Source organism: Halomonas gemina (assembly GCF_023554995.1).
Lineage (GTDB): Bacteria > Pseudomonadota > Gammaproteobacteria > Pseudomonadales > Halomonadaceae > Halomonas > Halomonas gemina.
Map to the genome: position 1 here is coordinate 113329 of NZ_JAMJPK010000005.1, position 26344 is coordinate 139672.

Here is a 26344-nt window from a genome sequence, read left to right on the forward strand (position 1 = left end):
CTGCTCCTGCTGACCGAGAAGGCGGGTCGGTGGCGTCCCGCGTTCAGCTGCCTTTCGCGTAGTGCCAGGTGCTCTCGAGTTGGGTGTAGTCGAGCAGGATCTGGGCCGCCTCCAGGATCTGGGCGCGATCGACCGGCTCCTCGTCGCCCTCCTCCTCGTCGCGGGCATCGACCCACTCCTCCAGCGGCTCCAGGCCAAGGGCGCGGCGGCGCTCGTTCTCCAGGGCGAGCTGTTCGGCCTCCTGGGCTTCCACCTCGCGCTGGCGCTGCTCGCGATTGAGGCTGACGCTGGTATGCTGCTCGCGAAGACGGCTCGCCAGCGCGGACTGCTGCTCGAGGTAGTGGAAGTTGGGGTGCTGGTCGGCCCGCTCGCGATGGCGGCTGCGCAGCGTCTCCAGGTACTGGCGGGGCTCGCCGTAGGTGCGGTACTGCACCTCGCGCACCGTGTCCCACTCCAGGGCGTTGTCGAGGCTGCTCTCGCCGATCAGCTCGGGGTCGATCAGGCTCGGGAAGCGGATGTCCGGCTCCACGCCGCGGTGCTGGGTGCTTTCCCCGGAGATGCGATAGAACTTGGCGCGGGTCAGCTTGATCTCGCCATGGCTGAGCTCGTTGAGGGTCTGGACCGTGCCCTTGCCGAAGGTGTCGGTGCCTACCACCAGGCCGCGGCCGTAGTCCTGGATGGCGCCGGCGAAGATCTCGGAGGCCGAGGCGGAGAGGCGGTTGACCAGCACGGCCAGGGGGCCGTCGTAGAGGGTGCCGCTCTCGGTGTCGCCGTAGAGGCTGATGCGGCCGCGGGCATCGCGGACCTGCACGGTGGGGCCGCGGTCGATGAACAGGCCGATCAGCGAGTTGGCTTCCTGCAGGGCTCCGCCGCCGTTGTTGCGCAGGTCGAGCACGATGCCCTCGACGCCCTCGGCCTGGAGCCGCTCCACCTCCTTGGCCACGTCACGGGTGGTGCTGCGGTAGTCCTCCTCGCCGGCCTGCCAGGCATCGAAGTCCACGTAGAAGGTGGGGATCTTGATCACGCCGAGGCGGTGGGTGCCATCGTCACGCTCGATCTCGATCACTTCGCCCTGGGCGGCCTGGTCCTCCAGGTCCACGGTGTCGCGGGTGATCTCGATGACCTTGGAGCGCGTCATGTCGACGGCCTGGGCGGGCACCACGTCGAGGCGCACCACCGAGCCCTTGGGGCCGCGAATCATGTCGACCACGTCGTCAAGGCGCATGCCCACCACGTTGACGATCTCCTCGCCCTCCTGGCCCACGCCGACGATGCGGTCGGCCGGCTGCAGGGCACCGGCCCGCTCGGCGGGGCCGCCCGGTACCAGGCTCGAGACCTTCACGTACTCCCCGTCGGCCTGGAGCAGGGCGCCGATGCCCTCAAGCGACAGGCGCATCTGAATGTCGAAGGACTCGCCCTGACGCGGCGAGAGGTACTCGCTGTGCGGGTCGATGCTGCCGGTCACCGCCGCCATGAAGAGGCCGAAGACGTCCTCCTCGTTGGTCTGGCGCAGGCGCGACAGCTGCCCCTCGTAGCGCTGACGCAGGTTGGCTTCCACCTGCTCGGCGTCCTGGTCGCTGATGGCCAGGGTCAGGGCGGCGTTCTTGAGCCGTTTCATCCACAGCTCGTCCAGGGCCGCCTCCCGGCCGGCCCAGGGCGCATCTTCACGCTCCAGCTCCAGGCGCTTGTCGCTGTCGAAGGCGAAGTCGACGCCCTCGTCGAGGCGGTCGAGCAGCCACTCGAAGCGTGCCTCGGCGCGCTCGTGATAGCGCTGATAGAGGGCGAAGGGGCGCGTCAGGTCGCCGTCGAGCAGCGCCTCGTCCATGCCCGTTGCCAGGTCGCCGAAGGCGGCCACGTCGCGGTCGAGCAGGTAGGCGCGCTGGCCATCGAGGATGTCCAGGTAGCGCGAGTAGGCGCGCCGTGACCAGTCGTCGTCGAGACTGACATCCGCGTAGTGGCCGTAGCGCAGCGACTCGGCCACTTCCGCGGCCACCTGGCGCTGAGCGTCGTTCGGCTCGACGGCGGCCAGTAACGGCGTGGTGGCCAGCAGCAGGGCCAGGGCCGCTGAACGCCCAAGGGTGACAAACAGGCTCATCGATGAAGCACTCCCCGATTCGTGTACACTGACTCTCTATCCAGACTCCGACCCGGCCGACGAGTTGCATGGACCGAACGTTCATTGTACCAGCTTGGTCGTGCCGCCAAGACCCCTGAAATGCCCCGCGATAGAGGAATTCCATGTCCCAGGATGCCCGACTCGAGCGCCTGCTCGACTTCCTGCGTCGATCCCCCACGCCCTGGCATGCCACGGCCAACATCGCCAGGCGCCTGGAGGAGGCCGGCTACCGGCGTCTCGAGGAGACCGAGGCCTGGCGACTGTCGCCGGGTGAGCGTGTCTTCGTCACCCGCAACGACTCCTCGCTGGTCGCCCTGCAGCTGCCCAGCGAGCGACTCGCGGCGCTGCGCCTGGTCGGTGCCCATACCGACAGCCCCGGTTTGCGCCTCAAGCCCAACCCCGCGCAGAGTGCGGCGGGCTGGCTCCAGCTCGGCGTCGAGGTCTACGGCGGGGCCCTGCTGGCGCCCTGGTTCGATCGCGACCTGGGACTGGCCGGACGGGTGCATCTGCGTCATGCCGACGGCCGCATCGAGGGCGTGCTGCTCGATGTGGAGCAGCCGCTGGCGATCATCCCGAGCCTGGCCATCCATCTCGACCGCGAGGCCAACAACGGCCGTGCCATCAATGCCCAGACCGAGATGGCCCCGGTCTTCCTGCAGGGCGGGGGGCGGCCCGACCTCGAGCGCCTGCTCGAGCGCTGGGTCGCCGAGCAGCACGATCTCGAGGGCTTCGAACTCCTCGACTTCGAGCTGGCCTTCCGCGACATGCAGCCGCCGTCACGGGTCGGTGTCGACGGTGAGCTGATCGCCAGCGCCCGGCTCGACAACCTGCTCTCCTGCTTCATCGGCCTGGAGGCGCTGCTGGAGAGCGACGGTCGTCAGGGAGCGGTGCTGGTGGCCAACGACCACGAGGAGGTGGGCAGTGCCAGCGCCTGCGGCGCCCAGGGGCCCTTCCTCGGTGACGTGCTGCGGCGGGTCAGTGATCAGCTCGGAGAGGCGGGGGAGGAGGGCTTCATCCGCCTGATCCAGGCCTCCCGGCTGATCTCCTGCGACAATGCCCATGCCCTGCACCCCAACTTCCCGGACAAGCACGATGCCGCCCACGGTCCGGTGCTCAACGGCGGGCCGGTGATCAAGGTCAATGCCAGCCAGCGCTATGCCACCAGCAGCGCCACGGCGGCGCTGTTCCGTGACCTCTGCCGCGCGGCCGAGGTGCCGGTGCAGAGCTTCGTGACCCGGGCCGACATGGGCTGCGGCAGCACCATCGGCCCGATCACCGCCAGCGAGCTCGGCGTGCCGACCCTGGACGTCGGCGTGCCCCAGTGGGCCATGCACTCGATCCGCGAGACCGCCGGCGCCCGGGATGTGGAGTACCTGACGCGGGTGCTCACCGCCTTCTTCGATCGCCCCGAACTGGCCTAGGACAGGGGGCAGAAGACGAAAAAACCCGGCGCCAGGGGCGCCGGGTTTTCCATGTCTGGTGGCTACGCCCTGATTTGAACAGGGGACCCCATCATTATGAGTGATGTGCTCTAACCAGCTGAGCTACGTAGCCGAACAACGGGGGCGAAGTCTACGGAGTTTGCCCCCTCGGGTCAAGGCCTGCGTGCCTCACACATTGAAGCGGAAGTGGATCACGTCGCCGTCCTGGACGATGTACTCCTTGCCCTCCAGGCGCCACTTGCCGGCATCCTTGGCGCCCTGCTCGCCACCCAGCGAGACGAAGTCGTCGTAGGCGATGACCTCGGCACGGATGAAGCCCTTCTGGAAGTCGGTGTGGATCACCCCGGCGGCCTCGGGGGCAGTGGCGCCCACCTTCACCGTCCAGGCGCGCACCTCCTTGACCCCGGCAGTGAAGTAGGTCTGCAGCCCGAGCAGGGCATAGCCGGCGCGGATCACCCGGTCGAGCCCCGGCTCCTGCATGCCCATCTCGTCGAGGAACATGGCGCGCTCCTCGTCATCCAGCTCGGCGATCTCGGCCTCGATCTGGTTGCATACCGGCACCACCACGGCGCCCTCCTCGGCGGCGATCTCGTTGACCACCTCGAGGTAGGGATTGTCCTCGAAGCCATCCTCGTTGACGTTGGCGATGTACATGGTGGGCTTGAGGGTCAGGAAGCCGAAGCCCTTGAGCTGGTGCTGCTCCTCGTCGCCGAGGCCGAAGCTTCGCAGCGGCAGGCCCTCGGCCAGGTGGGGCTGAATGCGCTCTAGGATCCCCTTGGTGGCGATGGCCTCCTTGTCGCCGCCCTTGGCCACGCGCACCAGGCGCTGGATGGCGCGCTCGACGGTGTCGAGGTCGGCAAGCGCCAGTTCCATGTTGATGATCTCGATATCGGCCCGCGGGTCGACCTGGTTGGCGACGTGGATCACGTTGTCGTTGTCGAAGCAGCGCACCACATGGGCGATGGCCTGGGTCTCGCGGATATTGGCCAGGAACTTGTTGCCCAGCCCCTCGCCCTTGGAGGCGCCGGCCACCAGGCCGGCGATGTCGACGAACTCCATGGTGGTGGGGATCACCTTCTGCGGACCCACGATCGCCGCCAGCCGGTCGAGGCGCGGGTCGGGCATCGGCACGATGCCCACGTTGGGCTCGATGGTGCAGAAGGGGAAGTTCTCGGCGTCGATGCCAGACTTGGTCAGCGCATTGAACAGCGTGGACTTGCCGACGTTGGGCAGGCCGACGATACCGCAGTTGAAACCCATGGGAGTGTCCTGGAAAGCGTGTTCGCGAGTGGAAAGTGGCGAGTATTCTACGGAAGCGCGGAGCGCCAAGCTACAAGCGCCGAGCGGCCAAGCCGTGAAGCGACGGGCCTTCGATGATGTCGACTGGATTCGGCCCAGGGCAGCGTCGTTCCGGGCATGGCTGCCCATCGTCCGCCCCCTCTTGTCGCTCGGCGCTTTCAGCTCGGCGCTTTCAGCTCGGCGCTGAAAAGCTGTGCAGCCGATTCATGGCCTTCGCCCAGTCACCGGCCACGGCCTGGGGCAGGGTGGCCAGGCATTCGTCGATAGCAGCGTCGATGGCGCTGCGCTCGGCCTTGCCGGGGCGGCCCAGCACGTAGTTCGTCACCTGGCGGCTGTCGCCGGGGTGGCCGATACCTATGCGCAGGCGGTGGAACCCCTTGTCGTTGCCCAGCGCGCGGCTGATGTCGCGCAGGCCGTTGTGCCCGCCGTGACCGCCGCCCGTCTTGTAGCGTGCAGTGCCCGGCGGCATGTCCAGCTCGTCGTGGGCCACCAGCAGCTCGCCCGGTGCCAGCTTGAAGAACTGGCAGAGGGCCGCCACGGCGCCGCCGCTGCGGTTCATGAAGGTGGTGGGCTCAAGCAGGTGCACGTCCTGGCCGTCCAGGTGGACCCTGGCGTGCAGGCCCAGGAACTTCCTGTCCGGACGCAGCTCGACACCCGCCTCGCGGGCCACGGCCTGCACCAGCCAGGCGCCGGCATTGTGGCGGGTGGCCGCGTAGTCGGCGCCGGGATTGCCCAGTCCAATGATCGCCTTGACCTGGCTCATGTCGTCTCTCCAAAAAATCATCTGGAATGATTTTTGACGTCGCGTTAGCGGCGGTCCGTAGGATGGCCGCCAGGGATGGACGGCCACAAAAAAAATCAAGCGCCGGGGCGCTTGATCGGTGAAGGGAGGGCCATGCCGCGCATGGCCCTGGCAGGCACGATTACTCGGCGCTGCCTTCGCCTTCTTCGCCCTCGGCGGCTTCACCGCCTTCCTCGTCCTCGTCCTCGTCCGTGCCGCGGACCTTGGGCTTGGTAATGCTCAGCACGGCGTTGTCGTGATCCTCACCATGGGTGAGCGCGACCAGGGTCACGCCGGCCGGTACGGCCAGGTCGGAGAGGTGCAGGGTGGTGCCCAGTTCGACTTCGGCGATGTCGATCTCCAGGTAGTCGGGCAGGTCCTTCGGCAGGCAGCTGACTTCCACCTCGTTGGAGAGCACGTGGAGCTCGCCACCCTCGTCCTTGATGCCCTTGCACTTCTCCTCGCCCACCACGTGCAGCGGCACGCGCAGGGTGATCTCGTGGGTGGCATCCACCCGCAGGAAGTCGGCATGGGTGATCAGCGGCTTGAAGGGGTGGCGCTGCAGGTCACGCACCACCACCTGCTGGGCCTTGCCATCCACCTGCAGGTTGATCACCGAGGAGAAGAAGGCCTCGTCTTCCAGCGCCTTGTAGAAGCTGGTCTTGTCGACGGCGATGGGCTGCGGCGCCTGCTCGCCACCATAGATGATGGCTGGCACCTGTTCGTTCGCACGACGCAGGCGGCGGCTCGCACCTTTCCCCAGGTCGTTGCGAACGCTGGCATTGAGTGTGTAATCGGACATGGAGTTGCCTCTTTCTGGAAGTAAGGAAAGCGTCGTGGCCCGCGACCAGACCACGGCGTTTCCGGGAGCCCCGCAGGGCCTGTGTCCCGCGCCTCGTCCCGCCGAGCGAGTCCCGGTGGACCCGCGTTCAGTGGAACATGGCGCTGACGGATTCCTCGTTGCTGACCCGGCGGATCGCCTCGGCGATCAGCCCGGCGACGCTGAGCTGGCGGATCTTGCCGCTGCGCCGTGCGGTCTCGGAGAGAGGGATGGTGTCGGTCACCACCACCTCGTCGAGCACCGAGCCGGTGATGTTGTCCACCGCCGGCCCCGACAGGATCGGGTGGGTGGCGTAGGCGACGACACGACGAGCGCCATGGGCCTTGAGGGCCTCGCCGGCCTTGCACAGGGTGCCGGCGGTATCGATCATGTCGTCCACCACCACGCAGGTGCGGTTCTCGATCTCGCCGATGATATGCATCACCTGGGCCTGGTTGGCCGAGGGGCGACGCTTGTCGATGATGGCGAGGTCGGCGTTGAGCTGCTTGGCGATGGCGCGGGCCCGCACCACGCCGCCGACGTCCGGCGATACCACCACCAGGTCGTCGTAGTTCTGGCGCTCGATGTCGTCGAGCAGGATTGGCGAACCATAGACGTTGTCCACCGGCACGTCGAAGAAGCCCTGGATCTGGTCGGCGTGCAGGTCCATGGTCATGACCCGGTCGACGCCGGCCTTAACCATCATGTCGGCGACGATCTTGGCCGAGATCGGCACGCGCGCGGAACGCACGCGGCGGTCCTGACGGGCGTAGCCGAAGTAGGGGACTACGGCCGTGATCCGGGTGGCGGAGGCCCTGCGCAGGGCGTCCACCATCAGGATCAGCTCCATCAGGTTGTCATTGGTCGGTGCACAGGTGGACTGCAGGATGAACACATCCTTGCCGCGCACGTTCTCGTTGATCTCGACCGCGACCTCGCCGTCGCTGAACTGGCCGACCGTGGCATTGCCCAGGTGGGTGTCCAGACTCTCGGCGACCTTTCGGGCGAGTTCGGGATTGGCATTCCCGGCGAAAACCATCAATTTTGACACGCGCAGCCACCTTTGCTGTGTTGGGTCTTCAGGGATTCGGGTCGATGGTTGTTCCAGGGCGATCAGGGATGCCTCGGTGCCCTTGGGCGGGGAGGATCATCGACCCAGCGCAGCATGGAGAGGTGAGCGGTTCAGGCCGCGCGCCTTGAAGGCCTGCCAGCCCTCGGGAACCTCGGCCAGGAGTCGGTCGGCCCGGGCCTCGCTGTCGAGCCGGGCAAAGACGCAGGCGCCGGTGCCGGTCAGCATGCTCGGCGCTCGGCTCGCCAGCCAGTCGAGAGCATGCGCCACTTTGGGATACAGTGCCCGGACGGTGGGCTCGCAGTCGTTGCGCCAGCTCTCCGCTCCCCCCTGCAGTGCGCGCGCCATGGTAATCGGGGGGGTGTGGCGTGTCAATTGCGGTGCCCCGAACACCGCCGGGGTGGAAACCGTCACGCCGGGGTGGAGCACCACGAACCAGGGGGTGTCGAGCTTGACCGGGGTGAGGCGTTCGCCGACCCCCTCGGCCCAGGCGGCATGGCCGTGCACGAACACCGGGACGTCGGCGCCGAGGCGCAGGCCCAGTTCGGCCAGGCGTTCCAGCGACAGGCCCACTTCCCATAGGGCATCAAGGCCGAGCAGGGCGGTGGCGGCATCCGAGCTGCCGCCACCGAGCCCTCCGCCCAGGGGCAGGCGCTTCTCGAGGTGAATATCCGCCCCCAGGCGGCAGCCGCTCTCGGCCTGGAGCAGGCGGGCGGCACGCACGACCAGGTTGTCCTCGGCCGCCACCCCGGGCAGGCGGGGCGCGAGGTGGATCTCGCCGTCCTTTCGGCCGCGCAGGGTGAGGGTGTCGCCAAAGTCGAGGAACTGGAACAGTGTCTGCAGCTCGTGGTAGCCATCCGGCCGGCGGCCGGTGATGTGCAGCAGGCGGTTGAGCTTGGCCGGTGCCGGCAGCACCAGCGTGTCGGAAGGGGGGCTGGTCCTTGGCATGTCAGTCGTCGAGGGCCGGGCGCCAGTCGGTGACCACCAGGGTGACCCGCAGCTCGTCATAGGTCATCACCAGGCGCCGGGGCAGCCAGAGCTCGGCGACGTGCGTCCAGTCGCGGTAGGCGATCTCCCAGCCATCCTGCTCGAGGCGCTGGGGGAAGCCCAGCTCGTCCTCTTCCAGGCGATGGGCACTGTCGTCCGCCGGCAGGCCGCGGATCCAGTCGGAGAGCGCGCTGACCGGCAGCGACCAGCCCAGCTGCTCTTCCATTAGCGCCTCCGGGGTCTCGGCCTCGAAGCGGCCCTCGGCGGTGGTCAGCGAGAAGCGCCCCTCGCGTCCCTCCAGGGTGCTGCGTCCGCTGCCGAAGGGCCCGCTGATCAGCAGCCGGTAGTAGTGCGGGTGCTGGCTCCAGTCCAGGTTGGCGCTGGTGGAGTCCTCGGGGGTGCGCAGGCCGGCCTTGCCGGCCAGTACCCAGGTGTCGAGCTCGGCGAGGCGCTCGGCCTGGGCCTGCCACTGGCCAGCGGCGCGCTCGCCCTCGGGGGCGGGCGCCCGGCCGGCGCAGCCGGCCAGCAGGGCCAGGGCGAGCAGGGGAATCAGCAGTCGCGGCAGTGTCATCATGGCGAGGTCCGTTCGTCAGGGGTCAGTCGTCACGCCCGGGCGCGTCGAGCTCGGGGTAGCGTTGCAGCAGGTCGTCGATCAGCGGGCGTTCCTCGAAGCGATGCCGGGCCTCCTCGAGCAGCTCGCGGGCACGCTGCTCCTCGCCCAGCGCCCAGAGCACCTCGATGAGGTGGGCGGCGATCTCCTGGTCGGGCATCGCCGACCAGGCGCGCTCCAGCCAGGGCAGGGCGCCCTCGGGGTCGCCTTGGCGATAGCGGACCCAGCCGAGGCTGTCGAGGATCGCCGGATTGCCGGGCTCCAGTGAGTGGGCCCGCTCGATCAGCGCGCGTGCCTCCTCCAGGCGGCCCTCGAGGTCGGCATCGGCGAGGGTATAGCCCAGGGCGTTGAGGGCATTGGCATTGTCCGGGTCGTTCTCGATGATGTGGCGGAGGTCCGCCTCCATGGCGGCGAGGTCGTCATCGGCGAAGGCGCGCATGGCCCGCTGGTAGCGCAGCCGCTCGTCGTCGGGACGGCGAGAGAGCTCGCTGTCGAGCAGGGCATCGGCCTGCTCGACGAGGCCGGCCTCGTCGAGCAGCTCGACCTCCAGGGAGACCAGTTCACTGTGGTAGGCCTCATGGCGCAGCCGCTCGAGGCGCAGGAAGGCCCGTGCGTCGAGCAGCCGGTCATCCTCGATCAGCATCCGGGCCGCACTCAGGCGGGCGGCCAGGAACTGCTCGCCTTTCGGCACCTGGCGGTAATAAAGCAGGGCGTTGTCTACCTCGCCCTCCTCCTCGGCGATGGCCCCCAGCAGCAGGAAGGCCAGCGGCGGGGCCTGGTCGTCGCCGACCAGGGGCAGCAGCAGCCTTCGCGCCGGGGGCAGGTGCTCCTCCTCCAGGAACAGCCGCGCCAGGCCGAGGCGCAGCTCGGGGTCGTCGCCGTGGTCGTCGAGCAGGGCATTGGTGGTGGCCTCGGCGGCCTCGATGCCGCCCAGCCGGATCTCGGCGCGGGCCAGCAGCAGCATCAGGCGCGGGTCGCCCGGCGCCACCTCCAGGCCGCGTCGCGCCGCCGAGCGAGCGCTCGCCGGGTCGTCGGCCTCGAGGGCCAGGCGGGCGCGGACCTGCCACAGTTCGGGAAGCTCCGGGGCCGCCCGGGCCAGTCGCGACAGGCGCTGCTCGGCGGTCGCGCGCTCACCGGCGGCGGCCTCCAGCAGGGCGGTGGCCAGCTCGCTGTCGTGGCCTGTCTCGCCGGACGCCTCCAGCTGCTCGTCCAGGTGCTCGCGCATCCTGGCCAGCAGCGGCGCCGGGTCGGCACCGGCCTCGAGAGCGCTCTCCACGAAGCCGCTCAGCTCCTCCTGGGCGCCGCGCGAGATGGCGGCCAGGCGCTGCTCCAGGGCGGCGTCCCAGTCGCCGCGCTGGATGGCGAGGCTGGAAAGCAGGCGTGCCGGGGAGTCGCTCTGGGGAGCGAGGGACTGCCAGCGCCGTGCGGCCTCCTCGAGCAGCCGCGGATCCTCGCTGAAGCGGGCAGCCAGGGTGGCGCGCTCGGCGAGGGGCGCGGAGCCATAGCGTTCGGCGATGTCGAGAAAGCCGCGGGTGGCCCGCGGATAGTCGCCACGCTGCCCGGCCAGTTCGGCCACCAGCAGGCCGGAGAGGCTCTCCGCATCCAGGCCGCGGGTGACCGGCGGCGCACCCGCCATCGGGTCCTCGGCGGGTGCGGCGGCCGAGGAGGCCCCCGGCAGGCCCTGGCAGCCGGCGAGCAGGGTCGCCAGCACCAGCGGCGCCAGGGGGGAGCGAGTGAATCGGGGGAGGGTTCCGCGGGGCATGCGCGTCTCGTGCCAAAGGACGAGGCGTCAGCATAACGGCTCGACTCCCCCGGGCAAAGCATGATCCCGGTCACGGCATGTCATGGCGCCTCGGGCGGGCGGCCTGTGGTAGAATGCTGCGCTTCGAGGATGGGCGGTCCGCGTCGACGGATATCACCACAGCGCCCCTGCCGGAACCACGACTCGTGAAGACGCCGAACGCATGACGCTTCTTGCCCTGGGAATCAACCACCGGACCGCCACCATCGAGGTGCGCGAGCAGGTCGCCTTTTCGCCGACGCAGCTCGAGGCGGCGCTGGCCGAGTTGCGTGCCCTCCCCGAGGTGCACGAGGCGGCGGTCCTCTCCACCTGCAACCGCACCGAGCTCTACTGCGTCACCGAGGCCGTAGGCGAGCGCGAGATCCTCGACTGGCTGGGTCGTTTCCACGGGCTGCGGGTGGAGGATCTCTCGCGCTGTGCCTACCACTTTCTCGAGAACGACGCGGCCCGGCATCTGATGCGGGTGGCGGTGGGGCTGGACTCCATGGTGCTCGGCGAGCCGCAGATCCTTGGCCAGCTCAAGGATGCCTACCAGGCGGCCCGCCGGGCCCGGGGCCTGGGCGGTGAGCTGGAGTGCCTGTTCCAGAATACCTTCGCCGTGGCCAAGCAGGTACGCACCGAGACGGGCATCGGTCGCAACCCGGTGTCGGTGGCCTATGCGGCGGTGAGCCTGGCCAGCCGCATCTTCGACGACTTCACCCGCTCGCGGGCGCTGCTGATCGGCGCCGGCGAGACCATCGAGCTGGTGGCGCGTCACCTCCACGAGGCGGGGGTGCGCCGGCTCACCGTGGCCAACCGCACCCGCGAGCGGGCCGAGGCACTGTCCGGGCCGCTGGGCGGCGAGGCGATCACCCTCGATGCGATCCCCGAGGCCCTGGTCGAGGCCGATATCGTGATCTCCTCCACCGCCGCACCGCTGCCGATCCTCGGCAAGGGCATGGTCGAGCGGGCGCTGAAGAAGCGTCGCCACCGCCCCGTCTTCATGGTCGACATCGCCGTGCCCCGGGATATCGAGCCCGAGGTGGGCGAGCTCAGTGATGTCTTCCTCTATACCGTCGATGACCTCCAGGAGGTCATCGAGGAGAATCGCCGGCATCGCCAGGTGGCCGCCGACCAGGCCGAGTCGCTGATCGAGCACGGCGTAGGCAACTGGCAGCATGAGCGGCGTATCCGCAGCGGCGGCGAGCTGATCCGCGACGTGCGTGCCCGCGGCGAGGCCATGCGCGACCTCTCCGAGCAGCAGGCCCTGGCGCGCCTGGCCCGTGGCGAGGACCCCGAGCTGGTGATCCGCCGCCTGGCCCACCAGCTGACCAACCGGCTGATGCACCGTCCCACCGTGGCGATGCGCGAGGCGGCCTCCCGGGAGCGCCGCGACCTGCTGGAGGCCGCCACCGCACTGCTGCTGGATGAATCCACCGACCACTCCCGATAGGATGCGCCGATGAAAGCCACCCTGCGCCAGCGCCTCGATGCCTTCGTCGAGCGCTTCGAGGAGCTTTCCGCCCTGCTGGCGGAGCCCGAGGTGATCAGCGACCAGACCCGCTTCCGCGACTACTCGCGGGAGTATGCCGAGCTCGAGCCCCTGGTGGAGGCCTGGCGCGGATACCGCGCCGTGGAGGCCGACATCGCCTCCGCCGAGCAGCTCCTCGGCGATGCCGACGCCGAGATGCGCGAGCTGGCCGAACTGGAGCGGGATGAGGGGCGCGAGAGGCTCGAGGCCCTCGAGGTCCGGCTCAAGCAGCTGCTGGTGCCCCGGGACCCCGACGACCGGCGCAACGTCTTCCTCGAGATCCGCGCCGGCACCGGCGGCGACGAGGCGGCGCTGTTCGCCGGGGACCTCTTTCGCATGTACGCCCGCTACGCCGAGCAGCACGGCTGGAAGGTGGAGGTGGTGAGTGCCAGCCATGGCGAGCAGGGCGGCTACAAGGAGATCATCTCGCGGGTCAAGGGCGAGGGGGTCTACGCGCGGCTCAAGTTCGAGTCCGGCGCCCACCGGGTGCAGCGCGTGCCGGCCACCGAGTCCCAGGGGCGCATCCATACTTCCGCCTGCACGGTGGCGGTGATGCCCGAGGCCGACGAGGTGGGCGACATCGACATCGACCCCAACGACCTGCGGGTGGACACCTTCCGCTCCAGCGGGGCCGGCGGCCAGCACGTCAATACCACCGACTCCGCGATCCGCATCACCCACCTGCCAAGCGGCGTGGTGGTGGAGTGCCAGGAGGAGCGCAGTCAGCACAAGAATCGCGCCAAGGCGATGTCGCTGCTCGCCGCAAGGCTCAAGCAGTCGGCCGTGGCCAGCCAGCGGCAGCAGCAGGCCGATGCCCGGCGCTCCCTGGTGGGCTCGGGCGATCGCAGCGAGCGCATCCGCACCTACAACTTCCCCCAGGGCCGGGTCACCGACCACCGCATTAATCTGACGCTCTACAAGCTCCCCGAGGTGGTCAGCGGCGAGCAGCTCGACGACGTGATCGAGCCGCTGATCCACGAGTACCAGGCCGAACAGCTGGCGGCCCTCCAGCAGGACGCCGGATGACCCTCGACGCCCTGCTGGCCCGGGCCGCCCGGCGCCTCCTCGAGGCCGGCTCGCCGAGCGCGCGCCTCGATGCCGAGGTGCTGCTCTGCCACGCGCTGGGCGTCGATCGCACCTGGCTCTACACCTGGGGCGACCGCGAGGCGCCGCTCCTCGAGCGGGCCCGCTTCGAGGCGCTCCTGGCGGCGCGCGCCGCCGGCCAGCCGGTGGCCTACCTGACCGGCGAGCGGGAGTTCTGGGGGCTGCGGCTTTCCACCTCGCCGCATACCCTGATTCCGCGCCCCGATACCGAGCGGCTGGTGGAGGCGGCCCTGGCGCTTGGCGCGTCCCCGCGGGGCCGGCTGCTGGACCTCGGCACCGGCACCGGGGCCATCGCCCTGGCCTTCGCCAGCGAGCGGCCCGGCTGGCGGGTAGTCGGCATCGACCTTAGCCCGGAAGCGGTGGCCCTGGCTCGGCACAATGCCGAGCGGCTCGCCATCGGCAACGTCGAGTTCCGCGCGGGGGACTGGTTCGCCGCCCTGGAGGATGGCGCCGAGCGCTTTGCGCTCATCGTCTCGAATCCGCCCTATATCGCCGCGGACGACCCGCACCTGGCGCGGGGGGATCTGCGCTTCGAGCCGCACGGCGCCCTGGTGGCCGCCGAGCAGGGGCTGGCCGAGCTGCGCCACCTGGTGGTCGAGGCCCGTGCCTACCTGGTGCCCGGCGGCTGGCTGCTGCTCGAGCATGGCCATGGCCAGGGGGAGGCGGTGCGCGACGCCCTCGCCGCGGCCGGCTATGGGGAGGTCGCGACCCTTCGCGACCTCGGCGGCCACGACAGGGTCAGCCTGGGACGTCACGCTGAGGGCGGGACTGGAGGGGGGCGGTCGTGATGTGGTACATCTTGGTCAGCAAAAAACGCCACGTCTCGTCGCCTTTGCATTCGTGAAACCCACCGGGGTGCCATCGGTGGGGTGATTTTCAGGTGATCGTGCTGTCGCGACGACGTGAACTGCCCATAACTACCGGCACGCCCACGACCATGAAAGCCAAGACCCGCTCGCTCGACCGCATCGACCTCAAGATTCTGCGCTGCCTGCAGGAGAACGCCCGCATCTCCTATGTCGACCTGGCCTCCCGGGTCGGGCTCTCCACCACGCCATGCCTGGAGCGCGTCAAGCGCCTGGAGCGTTCCGGCATCATCCGCGGCTACAAGGCGCTGCTCGACCCCCGGGCGCTCAAGGCCAACCTGCTGGTGTTCGTCGAGATCAGCCTGGAGACCCAGTCGCCGGCGGTGTTCGACGAGTTCCGTCGCGCCGTGGCCAAGCTGCCGCAGATCCAGGAGTGCCATCTGGTCTCGGGGCAGTTCGACTACATCCTCAAGTGCCGGATTCCCGAGATGTCGGCCTACCGCCAGCTGCTCGGCGACGTGGTGCTGACCCTGCCCGGGGTGAAGGAGTCCAAGAGCTACGTGGTGATGGAGGAGGTCAAGGAGGACTTCAGCCTCCACGTGCCCGACATCGAGGAGTTCGATGAGAAGTGAGCCCGCCGATGGATGACCAGGCCCTGCTGCGCTACAGCCGCCAGATCATGCTCGACCAGGTCGACATCGACGGCCAGGAGCGGCTGCTGGCCGGCCACGTCCTGGTGGTCGGCGCCGGCGGGCTGGGCTCGCCGGTGGCTCTCTACCTGGCGGCCGCGGGCCTCGGCCGGCTGACCCTGGCCGATGCCGACCGGGTCGAGCTCTCCAACCTGCAGCGCCAGATCGCCCATGCCACCGCCGATCTCGGCCGCAACAAGGCCGAGTCGGCCCGGGAGGCGGCGCTCGCCCTCAACCCCGGCTGCACGATCCGCGCGATCAGCGAGCATCTCGACGGCGAGGTGCTGGCGCGGGCGGTCGCCGCGGCGGACGTGGTGCTCGACTGCACCGACCGCTTCTCCAGCCGCTATGCCATCAACGCCGCCTGCCGCACGGCCCGGGTGCCGCTGGTCTCCGGGGCGGCGATCCGCTTCTCCGGCCAGCTCGCCGTCTTCGATGCCCGCGACCCCGACGCTCCTTGCTATGCCTGCCTCTACCCGCCGGACGGCAGCGGCGACGAGGCGCTCAGCTGCGCCGAGAGCGGCGTGGTGGCACCCCTGGTGGGGCTGATCGGCAGCTTCCAGGCCCTGGAGGCGATCAAGCTGGTCAGTGGCGCCGGCACGCCCCATCGCGGACTCTCCACCTTCGACGGCCTCAGTGGCCAGTGGCGCCACTTCCGGGTGCCGCGCGACCCTGCCTGTCCGGTCTGCGGGCCGGCCTGAGGAGGCGCCCATGAGCGACCACCCGGTGGCCCCCCTGGGCCAGGTCAGCGACTTCGACATCCGCCTGATCCGCGTCTTCAAGGCGGTGGTGGAGTGCGGCGGCTTCTCCGCCGCCGAGGGGGTGCTCGGCGTCGGCCGCTCGGCCATCAGCCTGCACATGAACGACCTGGAACGCCGCCTGGGGCTGCGCCTCTGCCAGCGAGGCCGCGGCGGCTTCTCGCTCACCGAGGAGGGGCGCCAGGTGTACGAGGCGGGGCTCACCCTGCTGGCCTCCCTGGAGACCTTCCGTACCGAGGTGAACGGGCTGCACGAGAGCCTGCGTGGCGAGCTCAATATCGGCATCACCGACAACCTGGTGAGCATGCCCGAGATGCACATCACCCACGCCCTGGCTGAGCTCAAGGCGCGGGGCCCGGAGGTGCGAGTCAACATCGCCATGGAGGCGCCCGACAGCATCGCCCGCGGTGTGGTGGACGGCCGGCTGCACGTGGGGGTCGTGCCCGAGGTCAACCTGCCGTCGAGCCTGGCGAGCGAGGCGCTCTACGACGAGCGCTCCCTGCTCTACTGTGCCGACACTCATCCCCTGCACGCCGAGGCGGTGACGAATCCGGCGCTTCTCGCTGCCCACGAGGCGGTGGTGCCCGCTTACCCCCTGCCGGAGGCCGCCCGGGCGGCCCATGCGCGGTTGCATGGGGCCGCCACGGCATCGGATCGCGAGGGCGCGGCCTTCCTGATCCTTACCGGCTGCTACATCGGCTACCTGCCCGACCACCTGGCCGCCCCCTGGGTGGCGGCCGGCCGGTTGCGGGCGCTGTGTCCCGAGACCTGTTGCTACCGCATCCCGCTGGTGGCGATCACCCAGCGCGACCGGCGCCCCCATCGCGTGCTGGAGGCCTTCCTGGCCGCGCTCGGTTAGGCGCCGAGCCCGTCACGCCAGTCGGTCCAGGGTCGTGGCCACGGCATCGAAGAGCCGCTCGAGCTCCATTTCCGTGCTGCCGAACGGAGGACCGAACTGCAGGGTGTCGCCGCCGTAGCGCACGTAGAAGCCCGCTTCCCAGAGCGCGAGGTGGGCATCCCGGGGGCGGATGGTCGGGTCGCCGTCGCGGGGGGCGAGCTGCAGGGCCCCGGCCAGGCCGTGGTTGCGGATATCCACCACGTGCGGGTGACCCCTGAGCGCGTGGAGCTTCGCCTCGAACGCCGGGGCGATGGCCCGCACCTGGCCGGGGAAGTCCTCGCGCTCGAAGAGGTCCAGCGTCGCCAGCCCCGCTGCGCAGGCCACGGGATGGGCGCTGTAGGTATAGCCGTGGGGAAACTCGATGGCATGCGTCGGCCCGCCCCCCGCCATGAAGGTGTCGAAGATCTCCCGGGAGGCGATCACGGCTCCCATGGGCACCGCGCCGTTGGTGAGCTGCTTGGCCACGTTCATGATGTCCGGGGTGACCCCGAAGGCCTCGGCACCGGTGCGTGCCCCGGCGCGGCCGAAGGCGGTGATCACCTCGTCGAAGATCAGCAGGATGTCGTGGGCGGAGCAGACCTCGTGCAGCCGCTCCAGGTAGCCCCGCGGCGGGACGATGACCCCGGCCGAACCGGACATCGGTTCGACGATCACCGCGGCGATGCTGGAGGCGTCGTGCAGGGCGATCTGGTCGAGCAGGGCGTCGGCGAGTTCCGCCCCGCTGTCGGCCTGGCCGCGGGTGAAGGCCAGTGCCGGCTGGAGGGTGTGGGGCAGGTGGGTGACGTCCATCAGCTGGCCGTAGTGCTTGCGGTTGCCGCCGATCCCGCCGAGGCTGGTGCCGCCCACATTGACCCCGTGATAGCCCTTTGCGCGGCCGATCAGCCGGGTCTTCTCGGGACGCCCCTGGAGGCGCCAGTAGGCACGCGCCATCTTCACCGCGGTGTCGGCGGATTCGGAGCCGGAGTCGGTGAAGAAGACGTGGTCCAGCCCGGGCGGAGTGAGCGCCGCCACCCTTTCGGCCAGCTCGAAGGCCAGCGGGTGGGCGACCTGGAAGCCCGGGGCATAGTCCAGCCGGCCCAACTGGGCCGCCACCGCCTGCTGGATCTCGGCGCGGTTGTGGCCGGCGCCGCACGTCCAGAGGCCGGAGAGGGAGTCGAACAGTCGCCGACCGCGGTCGTCGATGAAGTAGCGTCCCTCGGCAGCCGTGATCACCCGCGGGTGGGCATGAAAGTCGCGATTGGCGCTGAACGGCATCCAGTAGTGGTGGTTGAGCGGGGTGGGGCCGCTGCCGTTCTCGACGGCATGGGGGGCAGGGGCAGTCGACGCCGTCATGGGGGTCTCCTCGGTCGGGGTGTGGTCCTTCCTGGAGCATGGGGGGTGTCTCGGGTCGATAAAAGGCTCTCCTGCTGACCCTTGCGTGAGTGAACCCTGACGTGACGGCGGGGCCGCCGTCACCTTCTATCGCTTGGGCGTCCGGCTGGGTGATGGTGATTACTTGACGACGCCAGCCCGGTCTTCCGGGGCTAAGCCCGACCGCCTCCTTGCCGGATCTTTCGCATCATTCTTTAAAAAACAGTTTGTTGGATAAGGTCAGGAGGGAGGTTCTCTGGGGCTTGATGAGTCCCTGCTACCATCAAGGTATTAAATACTTGACAGGCGTTGCGGTGCTGGTGTCAAACTGAGGTGGCCTGCCCGGGCGGTTTCACCGGGCGAGCGAACCAACAACAATCAGCGCACCGCGCATCACACAACAGGTGTCTCGCATGACGACCCCGCCGCCGCTGGCCCCGCCCGCCTCCTGGTATCGCGACTCCATCGCCGTCGAGCTCGGCGACTGTCCCCCGCTCGAGGGCGAGGTGCGGGCCGATGTCTGCGTGGTCGGCGGTGGCATCACCGGTTGCTCGGCGGCACTGCACCTGGCCGAGCGGGGCTACTCGGTGGTGCTGCTGGAGGCCGGGCAGATCGGGCATGGCGCCTCCGGGCGCAGCGGGGGGCAGATCCTTCCGGGACTGGGCACCGATATCGGCACCGTGGAGAAGGCCCTGGGCCGGGAGCGGGCCCGGGACATCTGGGAGATGAGCCGCGAGGCGGTGCGCCTGACCGCCGAGCTGGTCGAGCGCCACGCGATCCCCTGCGAGCTGGCCTGGGGCTACCTGCATGCCGCGGTCAAGCGGCGCCACGTACGCGAGCTCGAGGCCTTCCGCGAGCGCATGGCGCGCGACTACGGCTACCCGGCGCTCACCATGCTTCAGGGGGAGGCCCTGCGCGAGCACGTGGTGACCGATGCCTATCCGGCGGCCCTGCATGATGCCGAGGGCGGTCACCTGCACCCCCTCAACTATACCCTGGGCCTGGCCCGGGCGGCGCGCCACGCCGGGGTGGCGATCCACGAGCAGAGCGCCGCCGTGGAGGTCCGCCACGGCCAGCCGGCCAGCGTGCTCACCGCCGCTGGCCGGGTCACCGCCGACTTCGTGGTGCTGGGCACCAACGCCTACCAGGCGGGCCTGGTGCCCGAACTCTCCGGTCGCATCATGCGTGCCGCCAACTACATGATCGCCACCGAGCCGCTCTCGGCCGAGCGGGCGGCCCGGGTGCTGCCGCGCAACGATGCCCTGTCCGATGCCAACTTCGTGCTCGACTACTATCGGCTCTCCGCCGACCGTCGCCTGATCTATGGCGGCGAGGTCAGCTACGATGGCCGGGAGCCGCGGGGCCTCGAGGCGCGCATGGATGCCAAGATCGCGCGGATCTTCCCGGTGCTCGAGGGGGTACGCATCGACTACCGCTGGGGCGGGGACGTGGCCATCACCCTCGACCGGGCCCCGGACTTCGGCCGGCTGGGCCGCAACGTCTACTACGCCCAGGGCTACTCCGGGCATGGCATGGCCCTGTCGGGCCTGGCCGGCAAGCTGCTGGCCGAGGCCATCGCCGGCCAGAGCGAACGCTTCGACGTCTTCGCCGCCATGCCCCATCGCCACTTCCCGGGCGGCGCCCTGCTGCGCAAGCCGCTGCTGGTGCTGGCCACCAACTTCTACAAACTGCGGGACCGGCTGTGAACCGGGCCATCGAGAACCGAGAGGGCACCCCCATGAGCGACACCATCACGGCGGAAGCCATCGAATCACCGGGCGCGCGACCGGACGGGGAGGCGGCACAGGGCGAGGTGGCCCGCGAGGCTTCCGCCATCGAGCTGCAGGGCCTGCACAAGCGCTTCGGCCGCGACACCGTGGCGCTGGACGGGGTCGATCTGACCATCGAGGCCGGCGAGTTCTTCACCCTGCTCGGCCCCTCGGGCTGCGGCAAGACCACCCTGCTGCGCATCCTCGCCGGCCTCGAGGAGGCCGACGCCGGCCGCCTGGCCATCGGCGGCAAGGACATCACCGAGGTGCCGCCCCACAAGCGCAGCGTCAATACCGTCTTCCAGTCCTATGCGCTCTTCCCGCACCTCTCGGTGCGCGAGAACCTGGCCTTCGGGCTCAAGATGCGCGGCCTGCCCCCCGAGGAGCGCGAGGCCCGGGTGGCGAAGATCGCCGAGTTCATCAAGCTCGGCGACCTGGTGGACCGCCGCGTCGACCAGCTCTCCGGTGGCCAGCGCCAGCGCATCGCCCTGGCCCGCGCGCTGGTCAACGAGCCCGACGTGCTGCTGCTCGACGAGCCGCTCTCTGCGCTGGACGCCGGCCTGCGCAGCCAGCTGCAGGTGGAGCTGCTGCGGGTCCAGAAGCGCCTGGGCATGACCTTCGTCTTCGTCACCCATGACCAGCAGGAGGCCATGGTGATGTCCGACCGCATCGCCGTGCTCAATGGCGGGGTCATCCAGCAGGTGGGACCGCCCCGCGAGGTCTACGAGCACCCGGTCAACGCCTTCGTCGCCCGCTTCATGGGCCATGACAACCTCTATCCGGTCACCGTCCGCGATGGCGATCGCCTGACCACGCCGCTTGGCGAGCTCACCGCCGAGGGGGCCGGGGAGGGCGAGCTGTTGCTGATCCGCCCCGAGACCCTGGACCTGTTGCCCGGCGAGGTGGCGGGCGACAACCACCTGCCGGCCGTGGTGAGCGAGCGACTCTACCGCGGCAGCCATGCCGAGTATCGCCTCGAGGTCGGGTCGAGCACCCTGCAGGCGACCCTCAACAACCGCGGCCGGCGCCTGCCCGAGGTGGGGGACCGAGTCACCGTGACGGTGGCGCCCGAAGACCTGGTCACCCTGAGCGAGTGAGGAGACGCACATGGCATACACCGGCGTAACGCCCTCCGCCCGCAGCCGCGGCATGGTGCGCGAAGCACGGCACCTGCTGGCCACCGTGGCCCCCGGGGCCACCTGGATCGTGATCTTCCTGGTGCTGCCCAGCGCCTACCTGATGGGCGTGGCCTTCATGACCAACGGCCCCTATGGTCTGCCGGAGATGCCGCTGTCGCTGGAGTCGTTCCGGCGCCTGGCCGGCTTCGGCTTCCTGGGCTGGAGCCCCGGCAACCTCTACACCCTACTGCGCTCGCTGTGGCAGACGCTGGTCTCCACCGGCCTGGTGGTGATCGTGGCCTATCCCATCGCCTATTACATCAGCACCTGCCGCGCCAGATGGCGGCCGATCATGCTGCTGCTGGTGGTGGTGCCGAGCTGGACCAACCAGGTGATCCGCACCTTCGGCTGGATGAACCTGCTGGCGCCGGGCACTCCGCTCTCCGAGCTCGCCGAGGCGCTGGGCCTGATCAGCGCCAACATGGGGCTCTATCCCTCGAACTTCGCGGTTACCCTGGGCCTGGTCTACAACTTCCTGCCGTTCATGGTGCTGCCGCTCTATGCCGCCTTCGAGAAGCTCGATACCGCCCAGGTGGAGGCCGCCCAGGACCTCTTCGCCTCGCCGGTGCGCGCCTTCTGGCACGCGGTCTTCCCCCAGACCCTGCCGGGGCTGCTGGCCGGCATCGTGCTGGTGGCCATTCCCGCCTTCGGCATGTACGTGATCCCCGAGCTGCTCGGCGGCGGCAAGGGCATGATGCTCGGCAACCTGGTGGCCAACCAGTTCGCCGGCGGGTCCAACTGGCCGCTGGGTGCCGCCGGCGCGATCCTGATGCTGATCGCCACCTTCATCGGGCTGTTCGCCATGCGTCGCATCGGCAAGCGCCTGGGTGGCGGCGAGGAGGTGGTGATATGAGAAAGCGCACGCTCAAGCGCAGCCTGACCGGCTTCTGGTGGTTCACCCTGGCCTTCCTCTACCTGCCGCTGGCCGTGGTGGTGCTGTTCTCCTTCAATGCCTCCAATAGTGCGGCCACCTTCACCGGCATCTCGCTGCGCTGGTATGGCCGCCTGATGGGCAACGAGGAGATCCTCTCGGCCTTCGCCAACAGCATGATACTGGCCATCACCTCCTCGGTGATCGCGCTGGGGATCGGCTGTTTGATCGGCTACGGCATGTACCGCCATCGCCACCGCAAGCTGGGCTGGCTGATCGTGCTGATCTACCTGCCCATCGTGCTGCCGGACATCGTCTTCGGCATCTCGGAGATGGCCTTCTTCGTGCAGATCCATCGCCTCACCGGGCTGCTGCAGCCGGGCCTGGTGACCATGATCATCGCCCATGTCACCTTCCAGATCCCCTTCGTGGCTCTGATCGTCTACTCGCGCTTCGTGGGCCTGGACCCGACGCTCTTCGAGGCCGCCAAGGACCTCTATGCCACGCCGACCAAGCGGGTGGTGCACTTCATGCTGCCGACCATCAAGCCGGCGTTGATCTCGGCCTTCTTCCTCTCCTTTACACTCTCGGTGGATGACTTCGTGATCAGCTTCTTCACCGCGGGGCCGGAGAGCGCGACCCTGCCGATCTACATCTGGGGGGCCATCAAGAAGGGGGTGTCGCCCGAGATCAATGCCATCGCCACGCTGATGATCGGCGCGGTGGCCCTCGCCGCCATCATCAGCCTGGTGTTCAGCCGTCGCCGGCAGGCATGAGCCGGCCAAGCCTTCCCTAGGGGAAACGAGGAGAGTCCGAGATGACAATCAACAAGACCGCACTTGCCCTGTCCGTCGGCGCCGCGCTGCTGGCCGGCAGCGTCCAGGCCCAGGAGAACAAGCTCTACCTGTTCAACTGGACCGAGTACATGGACCCCGAGATCATCGAGGCCTTCGAGGAGAAGTACGACGTCGACGTCGTGCAGAACTACTTCAACTCGCTGCCCGAGATGTTCGCCAAGCTCAATGCCGGCGGGGTCTCGCAGTACGACATCATCGTGCCGTCCAACTATTATGTGCCGCGGCTGATCAAGACCGGCCTGGTGCAGAAGCTCGACAAGTCGAAGCTCGAGAACCTCGACAACGTCATGGCGCAGTTCCAGGATCCGGCCTACGACCCGGGGGCCGAGTACAGCGCGCCCTACCAGTGGGGCACCACCGGCATCGTCTACAACACCGAGACCTTTCCGGAGGCGCCCAAGAGCTGGTCGCTGCTGTTCGATCCCGAGGTCAATCCCGACCATCCCTTCGCCCTGATGGGCGACGGCCAGGTCAGCATGGGGGGCGCCTGCGCCTTCCTGGGCCACGGCTATGACTGCACCGACATGAACGCCTGGAAGGAAGCCGCCCGGCTGCTGATCGAGACCAAGAATCGCGATACCTTCAGTGGCTTCACCGATGGCACGCCGGCGCTGCAGCAGCTGGCCCGCGGCGTCACCCACGTGGGACTCTCCTACAACGGCGACTACCTCTTCTTCAAGGACGAGGACCCGGAGACCTTCGCGACCCTGGACTTCATGATCCCCGACGAGGGCGCCGAGATGTGGGTGGATGCGATGCTGATCCCCTCCGAGGCCCCCAACCCGGACATGGCCCACAAGTTCATCGACTTCATCCTCGATGCCGAGGTCGGCGCCCAGCTCTCCAACTACAACTACTACGCCAGCCCCAATGCGGCCGCCGAGCCCCACCTGGACGCGGTGCTGACCGAGCCGCCCGTCCAGCCCAGCGAGGCGGACATGGAGCGACTGCGCTTCACCCCGAGCCTCGAAGGCGATGCCCTGCAGACCTTCCAGCAGCTCTGGTCCGAGGTCCAGTCTCGCTGAGCGCAGAGCCCCCGGCATCGGGCCGGGGGCTCGCCATTCCGAGCAAGGAAATTCCCCATGAGTAACCGACAGGAACAGCCGCTCCTCAACGACTGGTTCCAGAATCACGGCATCACCGAGGTCGAGTGCCTGGTCAGCGACCTGACCGGCATCCTCAAGGGCAAGATCATGCCCGCCGGCAAGTACCTCAACGGCGGTCGCCCGCGGCTGCCCGACTCGATCTTCATCCAGACCGTCACCGGCGGCTATCCCGACGACGAGGACATCCGCTTCTGGAATCCCGCCGAGCGGGACATGGAACTGGTGCCGGACGCGAATGCCATCTACCTGGTGCCCTGGGCCGAGGACCCCACGGCGCAGATCATCCATGACTGTTTCTACCTCACCGGCGAGCCGGTGGAGCTGGCGCCACGCTACGTGCTAAAGCGGGTGCTGGAGCTCTACGCCGCCCGCGGCTGGACCCCGGTGATCGCCCCGGAGGTGGAGTTCTACCTGGTCAAGACCAATACCGATTCCGACTACCCCCTGGAGCCGCCGATCGGCCGTACTGGCCGCCAGGAGAGCAGCCGCCAGTCCTTCTCCATCGACGCGGTCAACGAGTTCGACCCGCTGTTCGAGGAGATGTACGACTACTGCGAGGCCATGAACCTGGACCTGGACACCCTGATCCACGAGGAGGGGGCCGGCCAGATGGAGGTCAACTTCCAGCATGGCGACCCCTTGACCCTCGCCGACCAGGTGGTGATGTTCAAGCGCACCCTGCGCGAGACCGCGCTGCGCCACGGCATCTATGCCACCTTCATGGCCAAGCCCATGGCCAATGAGCCGGGCAGCTCCATGCACATCCACCAGAGCCTGCTCGACACCAAGGACGGGCACAACGTCTTCGCCGACGCGGACGGCCAGCCCAGCAAGCTGTTCCACCACTTCATCGGCGGCCTGCAGCGCTACCTGCCCTCGGTGATGCCGCTGCTGGCGCCCAACGTCAACTCCTATCGCCGGCTGATGCGCACCGAGACCAGCGGCTCGGCACCGATCAACGTGGAGTGGGGCATGGACAACCGCACCGTGGGACTGCGCGTGCCGGTCTCCCCCCCCGAGGCGACCCGGGTCGAGAACCGCCTGGCGGGCGCCGATGCCAACCCCTACCTGGTGATGGCGGCGTCGCTGGCCTGCGGCTACCTGGGTTTGCTGGGCCGCCTCGAGCCGCGCCCGCCGATGGTCGGCTCCGCCTGGTCCGGCGGCAACAAGCTGCCCGACGACATCGGCCCGGCGCTGGACATGCTGCACGACTGCCAGCCCTTGGCCGACATCCTCGGCGAGCGCTTCACCCACAGCTACCTGGCGGTCAAGCGTGCCGAGCATCGCGCCTACTTCCAGGTGATCAGCTCCTGGGAACGCGAGCACCTGCTGTTGCGGGTATAGTGCGGGGACGGGGTCCGGCCCCGTATCGAGGTTAACCATCATCAGGGAGGGGACGAGATGCTGCTGCGACACTGTGCCCGGTTGGCGGGCCTGGGCCTGCTGGCCGTGAGCCTGGCGGCGACGGCCGAGGAGGGCAAGCTGAGGCTGTTCAACTGGTCGGACTACATGGACCCGGCGATCATCGACGCCTTCGAAGCGGAGACGGGCATCGAGGTGGTGCAGAACTACTACAACTCGAACGCCGAGCTCTTCTCCAAGCTCACCGCCGGGGGCGATGCCCAGTACGACCTGATCGTGCCCTCGGACTACTTCGTGCCGCGACTGATCGACGCCGGCCTGATCCGGCCGCTCGCAGAAGAGGGCGAGGGGCTCGAGGGCCATGACGCTATCCTCGACGAGTTCCGCGCGCCGAGCTATGACCCCGAGGGGGCCTACACGGTGCCCTACCTGTGGGGGGTGACCGGCGTGGTCTACAACCGCGAGACCTGGCCGGAGCCCGAGCCCAGCTGGGGGCTGCTCTACGATCCCGAGGTCAATGCCGACTACCCCTTCGCGCTGCTCAAGGGCGATGCTCAGTTCACCTTCGGCACCCTCTGTGCCTTCCAGGGCCAGGGCTTTGACTGCGTGGGCGAGGCTCCCTGGGTCGAGGCGGCCCGGGGCGTGATCGAGACCCGCCAGCGCGACAACTTCGTCGGCTTCGTGGATGCTACGGCGGCCATCGAGCAGGTGGCCAACGGGGTGATCCACGCCGGCATCGCCTACAACGGCGACCTGGCCGGCAAGCGCGCCGAGGACCCCGAGACCTATGGCAAGCTGGGCTTCTTCATCCCCGAGGAAGGCTCCCAGCGCTGGGTCGACGTGCTGGCGATCCCGGCGCGCGCGCCCAACCCGGAGGCCGCGCGCGCCTTCATCGAGTACCTGCTGCGTCCCGAGGTGGCCGCGCGGCTGGCGAACTACAACTTCTACACCACCCCCAACGAGGCGGCCCTGCCGCTGGTGGATGATGCCCTGCGCGAACCGCCGGTGATGCCGGATGCCGCCGCCCGCCAGCGGCTGCACTTCACCCCCTCGGTGAGCGGTGAGGAGCTCGAGCTGCTCCAGGAGCTGTGGAGCGAGGCGCGCAGCCGCTGATCCCGGCACCCCGTGCCCCGGCGCCGCCGGAGGGGTTCCCCTCCGGCG

The 26344-nt window shown here is 69.0% G+C and carries 23 protein-coding genes and 1 tRNA gene; 14 read left to right on the top strand and 10 right to left on the bottom strand.

Annotation, left to right across the window (positions count from 1 at the left end; translation table 11 throughout):
• Positions 1-43: 43 nt before the first annotated feature.
• Positions 44-2095, bottom strand: coding sequence for a carboxy terminal-processing peptidase (locus M8009_RS12025; protein ID WP_250061413.1), 2052 nt, complete (start codon positions 2093-2095; stop codon positions 44-46).
• 143 nt (positions 2096-2238) lie between these two features.
• On the opposite strand from M8009_RS12025, the gene M8009_RS12030 reads away from it, so the two are divergent.
• Positions 2239-3537, top strand: a complete 1299-nt coding sequence (locus M8009_RS12030; protein WP_250061415.1) for a M18 family aminopeptidase — start codon at positions 2239-2241, stop codon at positions 3535-3537.
• Between the two features lie 56 nt (positions 3538-3593).
• On the opposite strand, the gene M8009_RS12035 is transcribed toward M8009_RS12030, so the two are convergent.
• From M8009_RS12035 to M8009_RS12070, 8 genes are all read right to left on the bottom strand, one after another.
• Positions 3594-3670: transfer RNA gene (locus M8009_RS12035), tRNA-Met, on the bottom strand.
• A gap of 56 nt (positions 3671-3726) precedes the next feature.
• Positions 3727-4818: a redox-regulated ATPase YchF gene (gene ychF / locus M8009_RS12040; RefSeq protein WP_250061417.1), complete on the bottom strand. Its 1092-nt coding sequence runs from the start codon at positions 4816-4818 to the stop codon at positions 3727-3729.
• A 211-nt stretch (positions 4819-5029) separates the two neighbouring features.
• Positions 5030-5620 (bottom strand): aminoacyl-tRNA hydrolase, encoded by a 591-nt coding sequence (pth, locus tag M8009_RS12045; RefSeq protein WP_250061419.1) that lies wholly within the window; start codon positions 5618-5620, stop codon positions 5030-5032.
• 160 nt (positions 5621-5780) lie between these two features.
• Positions 5781-6440, bottom strand: coding sequence for a 50S ribosomal protein L25/general stress protein Ctc (locus M8009_RS12050; RefSeq protein ID WP_250061421.1), 660 nt, complete (start codon positions 6438-6440; stop codon positions 5781-5783).
• A 127-nt stretch (positions 6441-6567) separates the two neighbouring features.
• Positions 6568-7509, bottom strand: a complete 942-nt coding sequence (locus tag M8009_RS12055) for a ribose-phosphate pyrophosphokinase (RefSeq protein WP_250061429.1) — start codon at positions 7507-7509, stop codon at positions 6568-6570.
• Positions 7510-7605: 96 nt separating this feature from the next.
• Complete coding sequence (gene ispE / locus M8009_RS12060) at positions 7606-8475, bottom strand: 4-(cytidine 5'-diphospho)-2-C-methyl-D-erythritol kinase (RefSeq protein ID WP_250061431.1); 870 nt, start codon at positions 8473-8475, stop codon at positions 7606-7608.
• A gap of 1 nt (position 8476) precedes the next feature.
• Positions 8477-9088 (bottom strand): lipoprotein insertase outer membrane protein LolB, encoded by a 612-nt coding sequence (lolB, locus tag M8009_RS12065; protein ID WP_430886914.1) that lies wholly within the window; start codon positions 9086-9088, stop codon positions 8477-8479.
• A 22-nt stretch (positions 9089-9110) separates the two neighbouring features.
• Entirely contained in the window at positions 9111-10886 is a 1776-nt protein-coding gene (locus tag M8009_RS12070) for a tetratricopeptide repeat protein (RefSeq protein WP_250061433.1), read from the bottom strand.
• Between the two features lie 202 nt (positions 10887-11088).
• Between M8009_RS12070 and hemA the strand changes: the two genes are divergently transcribed.
• The 6 genes from hemA to M8009_RS12100 all read left to right on the top strand — a co-directional run bounded on the left by hemA (position 11089) and on the right by M8009_RS12100 (position 16651).
• On the top strand, positions 11089-12357 hold the full coding sequence (gene hemA, locus M8009_RS12075) for a glutamyl-tRNA reductase (RefSeq protein WP_250061435.1): 1269 nt from the start codon (positions 11089-11091) through the stop codon (positions 12355-12357).
• A gap of 9 nt (positions 12358-12366) precedes the next feature.
• On the top strand, positions 12367-13461 hold the full coding sequence (gene prfA / locus M8009_RS12080; protein WP_250061437.1) for a peptide chain release factor 1: 1095 nt from the start codon (positions 12367-12369) through the stop codon (positions 13459-13461).
• Positions 13458-14327: a peptide chain release factor N(5)-glutamine methyltransferase gene (gene prmC / locus M8009_RS12085; RefSeq protein WP_250061439.1), complete on the top strand. Its 870-nt coding sequence runs from the start codon at positions 13458-13460 to the stop codon at positions 14325-14327. Before prfA ends, prmC begins: the two co-directional genes overlap by 4 nt.
• A gap of 149 nt (positions 14328-14476) precedes the next feature.
• Complete coding sequence (locus M8009_RS12090; protein WP_250061441.1) at positions 14477-14977, top strand: Lrp/AsnC ligand binding domain-containing protein; 501 nt, start codon at positions 14477-14479, stop codon at positions 14975-14977.
• Positions 14978-14985: 8 nt separating this feature from the next.
• On the top strand, positions 14986-15735 hold the full coding sequence (locus M8009_RS12095) for a HesA/MoeB/ThiF family protein (RefSeq protein WP_250061920.1): 750 nt from the start codon (positions 14986-14988) through the stop codon (positions 15733-15735).
• Positions 15736-15745: 10 nt separating this feature from the next.
• Positions 15746-16651, top strand: a complete 906-nt coding sequence (locus tag M8009_RS12100; protein ID WP_250061443.1) for a LysR family transcriptional regulator — start codon at positions 15746-15748, stop codon at positions 16649-16651.
• A 12-nt stretch (positions 16652-16663) separates the two neighbouring features.
• On the opposite strand, the gene aptA is transcribed toward M8009_RS12100, so the two are convergent.
• Positions 16664-18022, bottom strand: a complete 1359-nt coding sequence (gene aptA / locus M8009_RS12105; RefSeq protein ID WP_284047811.1) for an omega-aminotransferase AptA — start codon at positions 18020-18022, stop codon at positions 16664-16666.
• Between the two features lie 431 nt (positions 18023-18453).
• On the opposite strand from aptA, the gene M8009_RS12110 reads away from it, so the two are divergent.
• The 7 genes from M8009_RS12110 to M8009_RS12140 are packed head-to-tail and all read left to right on the top strand — an operon-like array spanning position 18454 to position 26296.
• Positions 18454-19746 (top strand): NAD(P)/FAD-dependent oxidoreductase, encoded by a 1293-nt coding sequence (locus M8009_RS12110; protein WP_250061445.1) that lies wholly within the window; start codon positions 18454-18456, stop codon positions 19744-19746.
• Positions 19747-19778: 32 nt separating this feature from the next.
• On the top strand, positions 19779-20906 hold the full coding sequence (locus M8009_RS12115) for an ABC transporter ATP-binding protein (RefSeq protein ID WP_250061447.1): 1128 nt from the start codon (positions 19779-19781) through the stop codon (positions 20904-20906).
• Positions 20907-20916: 10 nt separating this feature from the next.
• Positions 20917-21840 (top strand): ABC transporter permease, encoded by a 924-nt coding sequence (locus M8009_RS12120; protein ID WP_250061449.1) that lies wholly within the window; start codon positions 20917-20919, stop codon positions 21838-21840.
• On the top strand, positions 21837-22634 hold the full coding sequence (locus tag M8009_RS12125) for an ABC transporter permease (protein WP_250061451.1): 798 nt from the start codon (positions 21837-21839) through the stop codon (positions 22632-22634). The genes M8009_RS12120 and M8009_RS12125 overlap by 4 nt, the downstream gene beginning before the upstream one ends.
• A gap of 41 nt (positions 22635-22675) precedes the next feature.
• A complete protein-coding gene (locus tag M8009_RS12130) occupies positions 22676-23740 on the top strand; it encodes an ABC transporter substrate-binding protein (protein ID WP_250061453.1) in 1065 nt (354 codons plus the stop codon).
• Between the two features lie 57 nt (positions 23741-23797).
• Entirely contained in the window at positions 23798-25165 is a 1368-nt protein-coding gene (locus tag M8009_RS12135) for a glutamine synthetase family protein (protein WP_250061455.1), read from the top strand.
• A gap of 57 nt (positions 25166-25222) precedes the next feature.
• A complete protein-coding gene (locus M8009_RS12140; RefSeq protein WP_250061457.1) occupies positions 25223-26296 on the top strand; it encodes an ABC transporter substrate-binding protein in 1074 nt (357 codons plus the stop codon).
• Positions 26297-26344 lie beyond the last annotated feature (48 nt).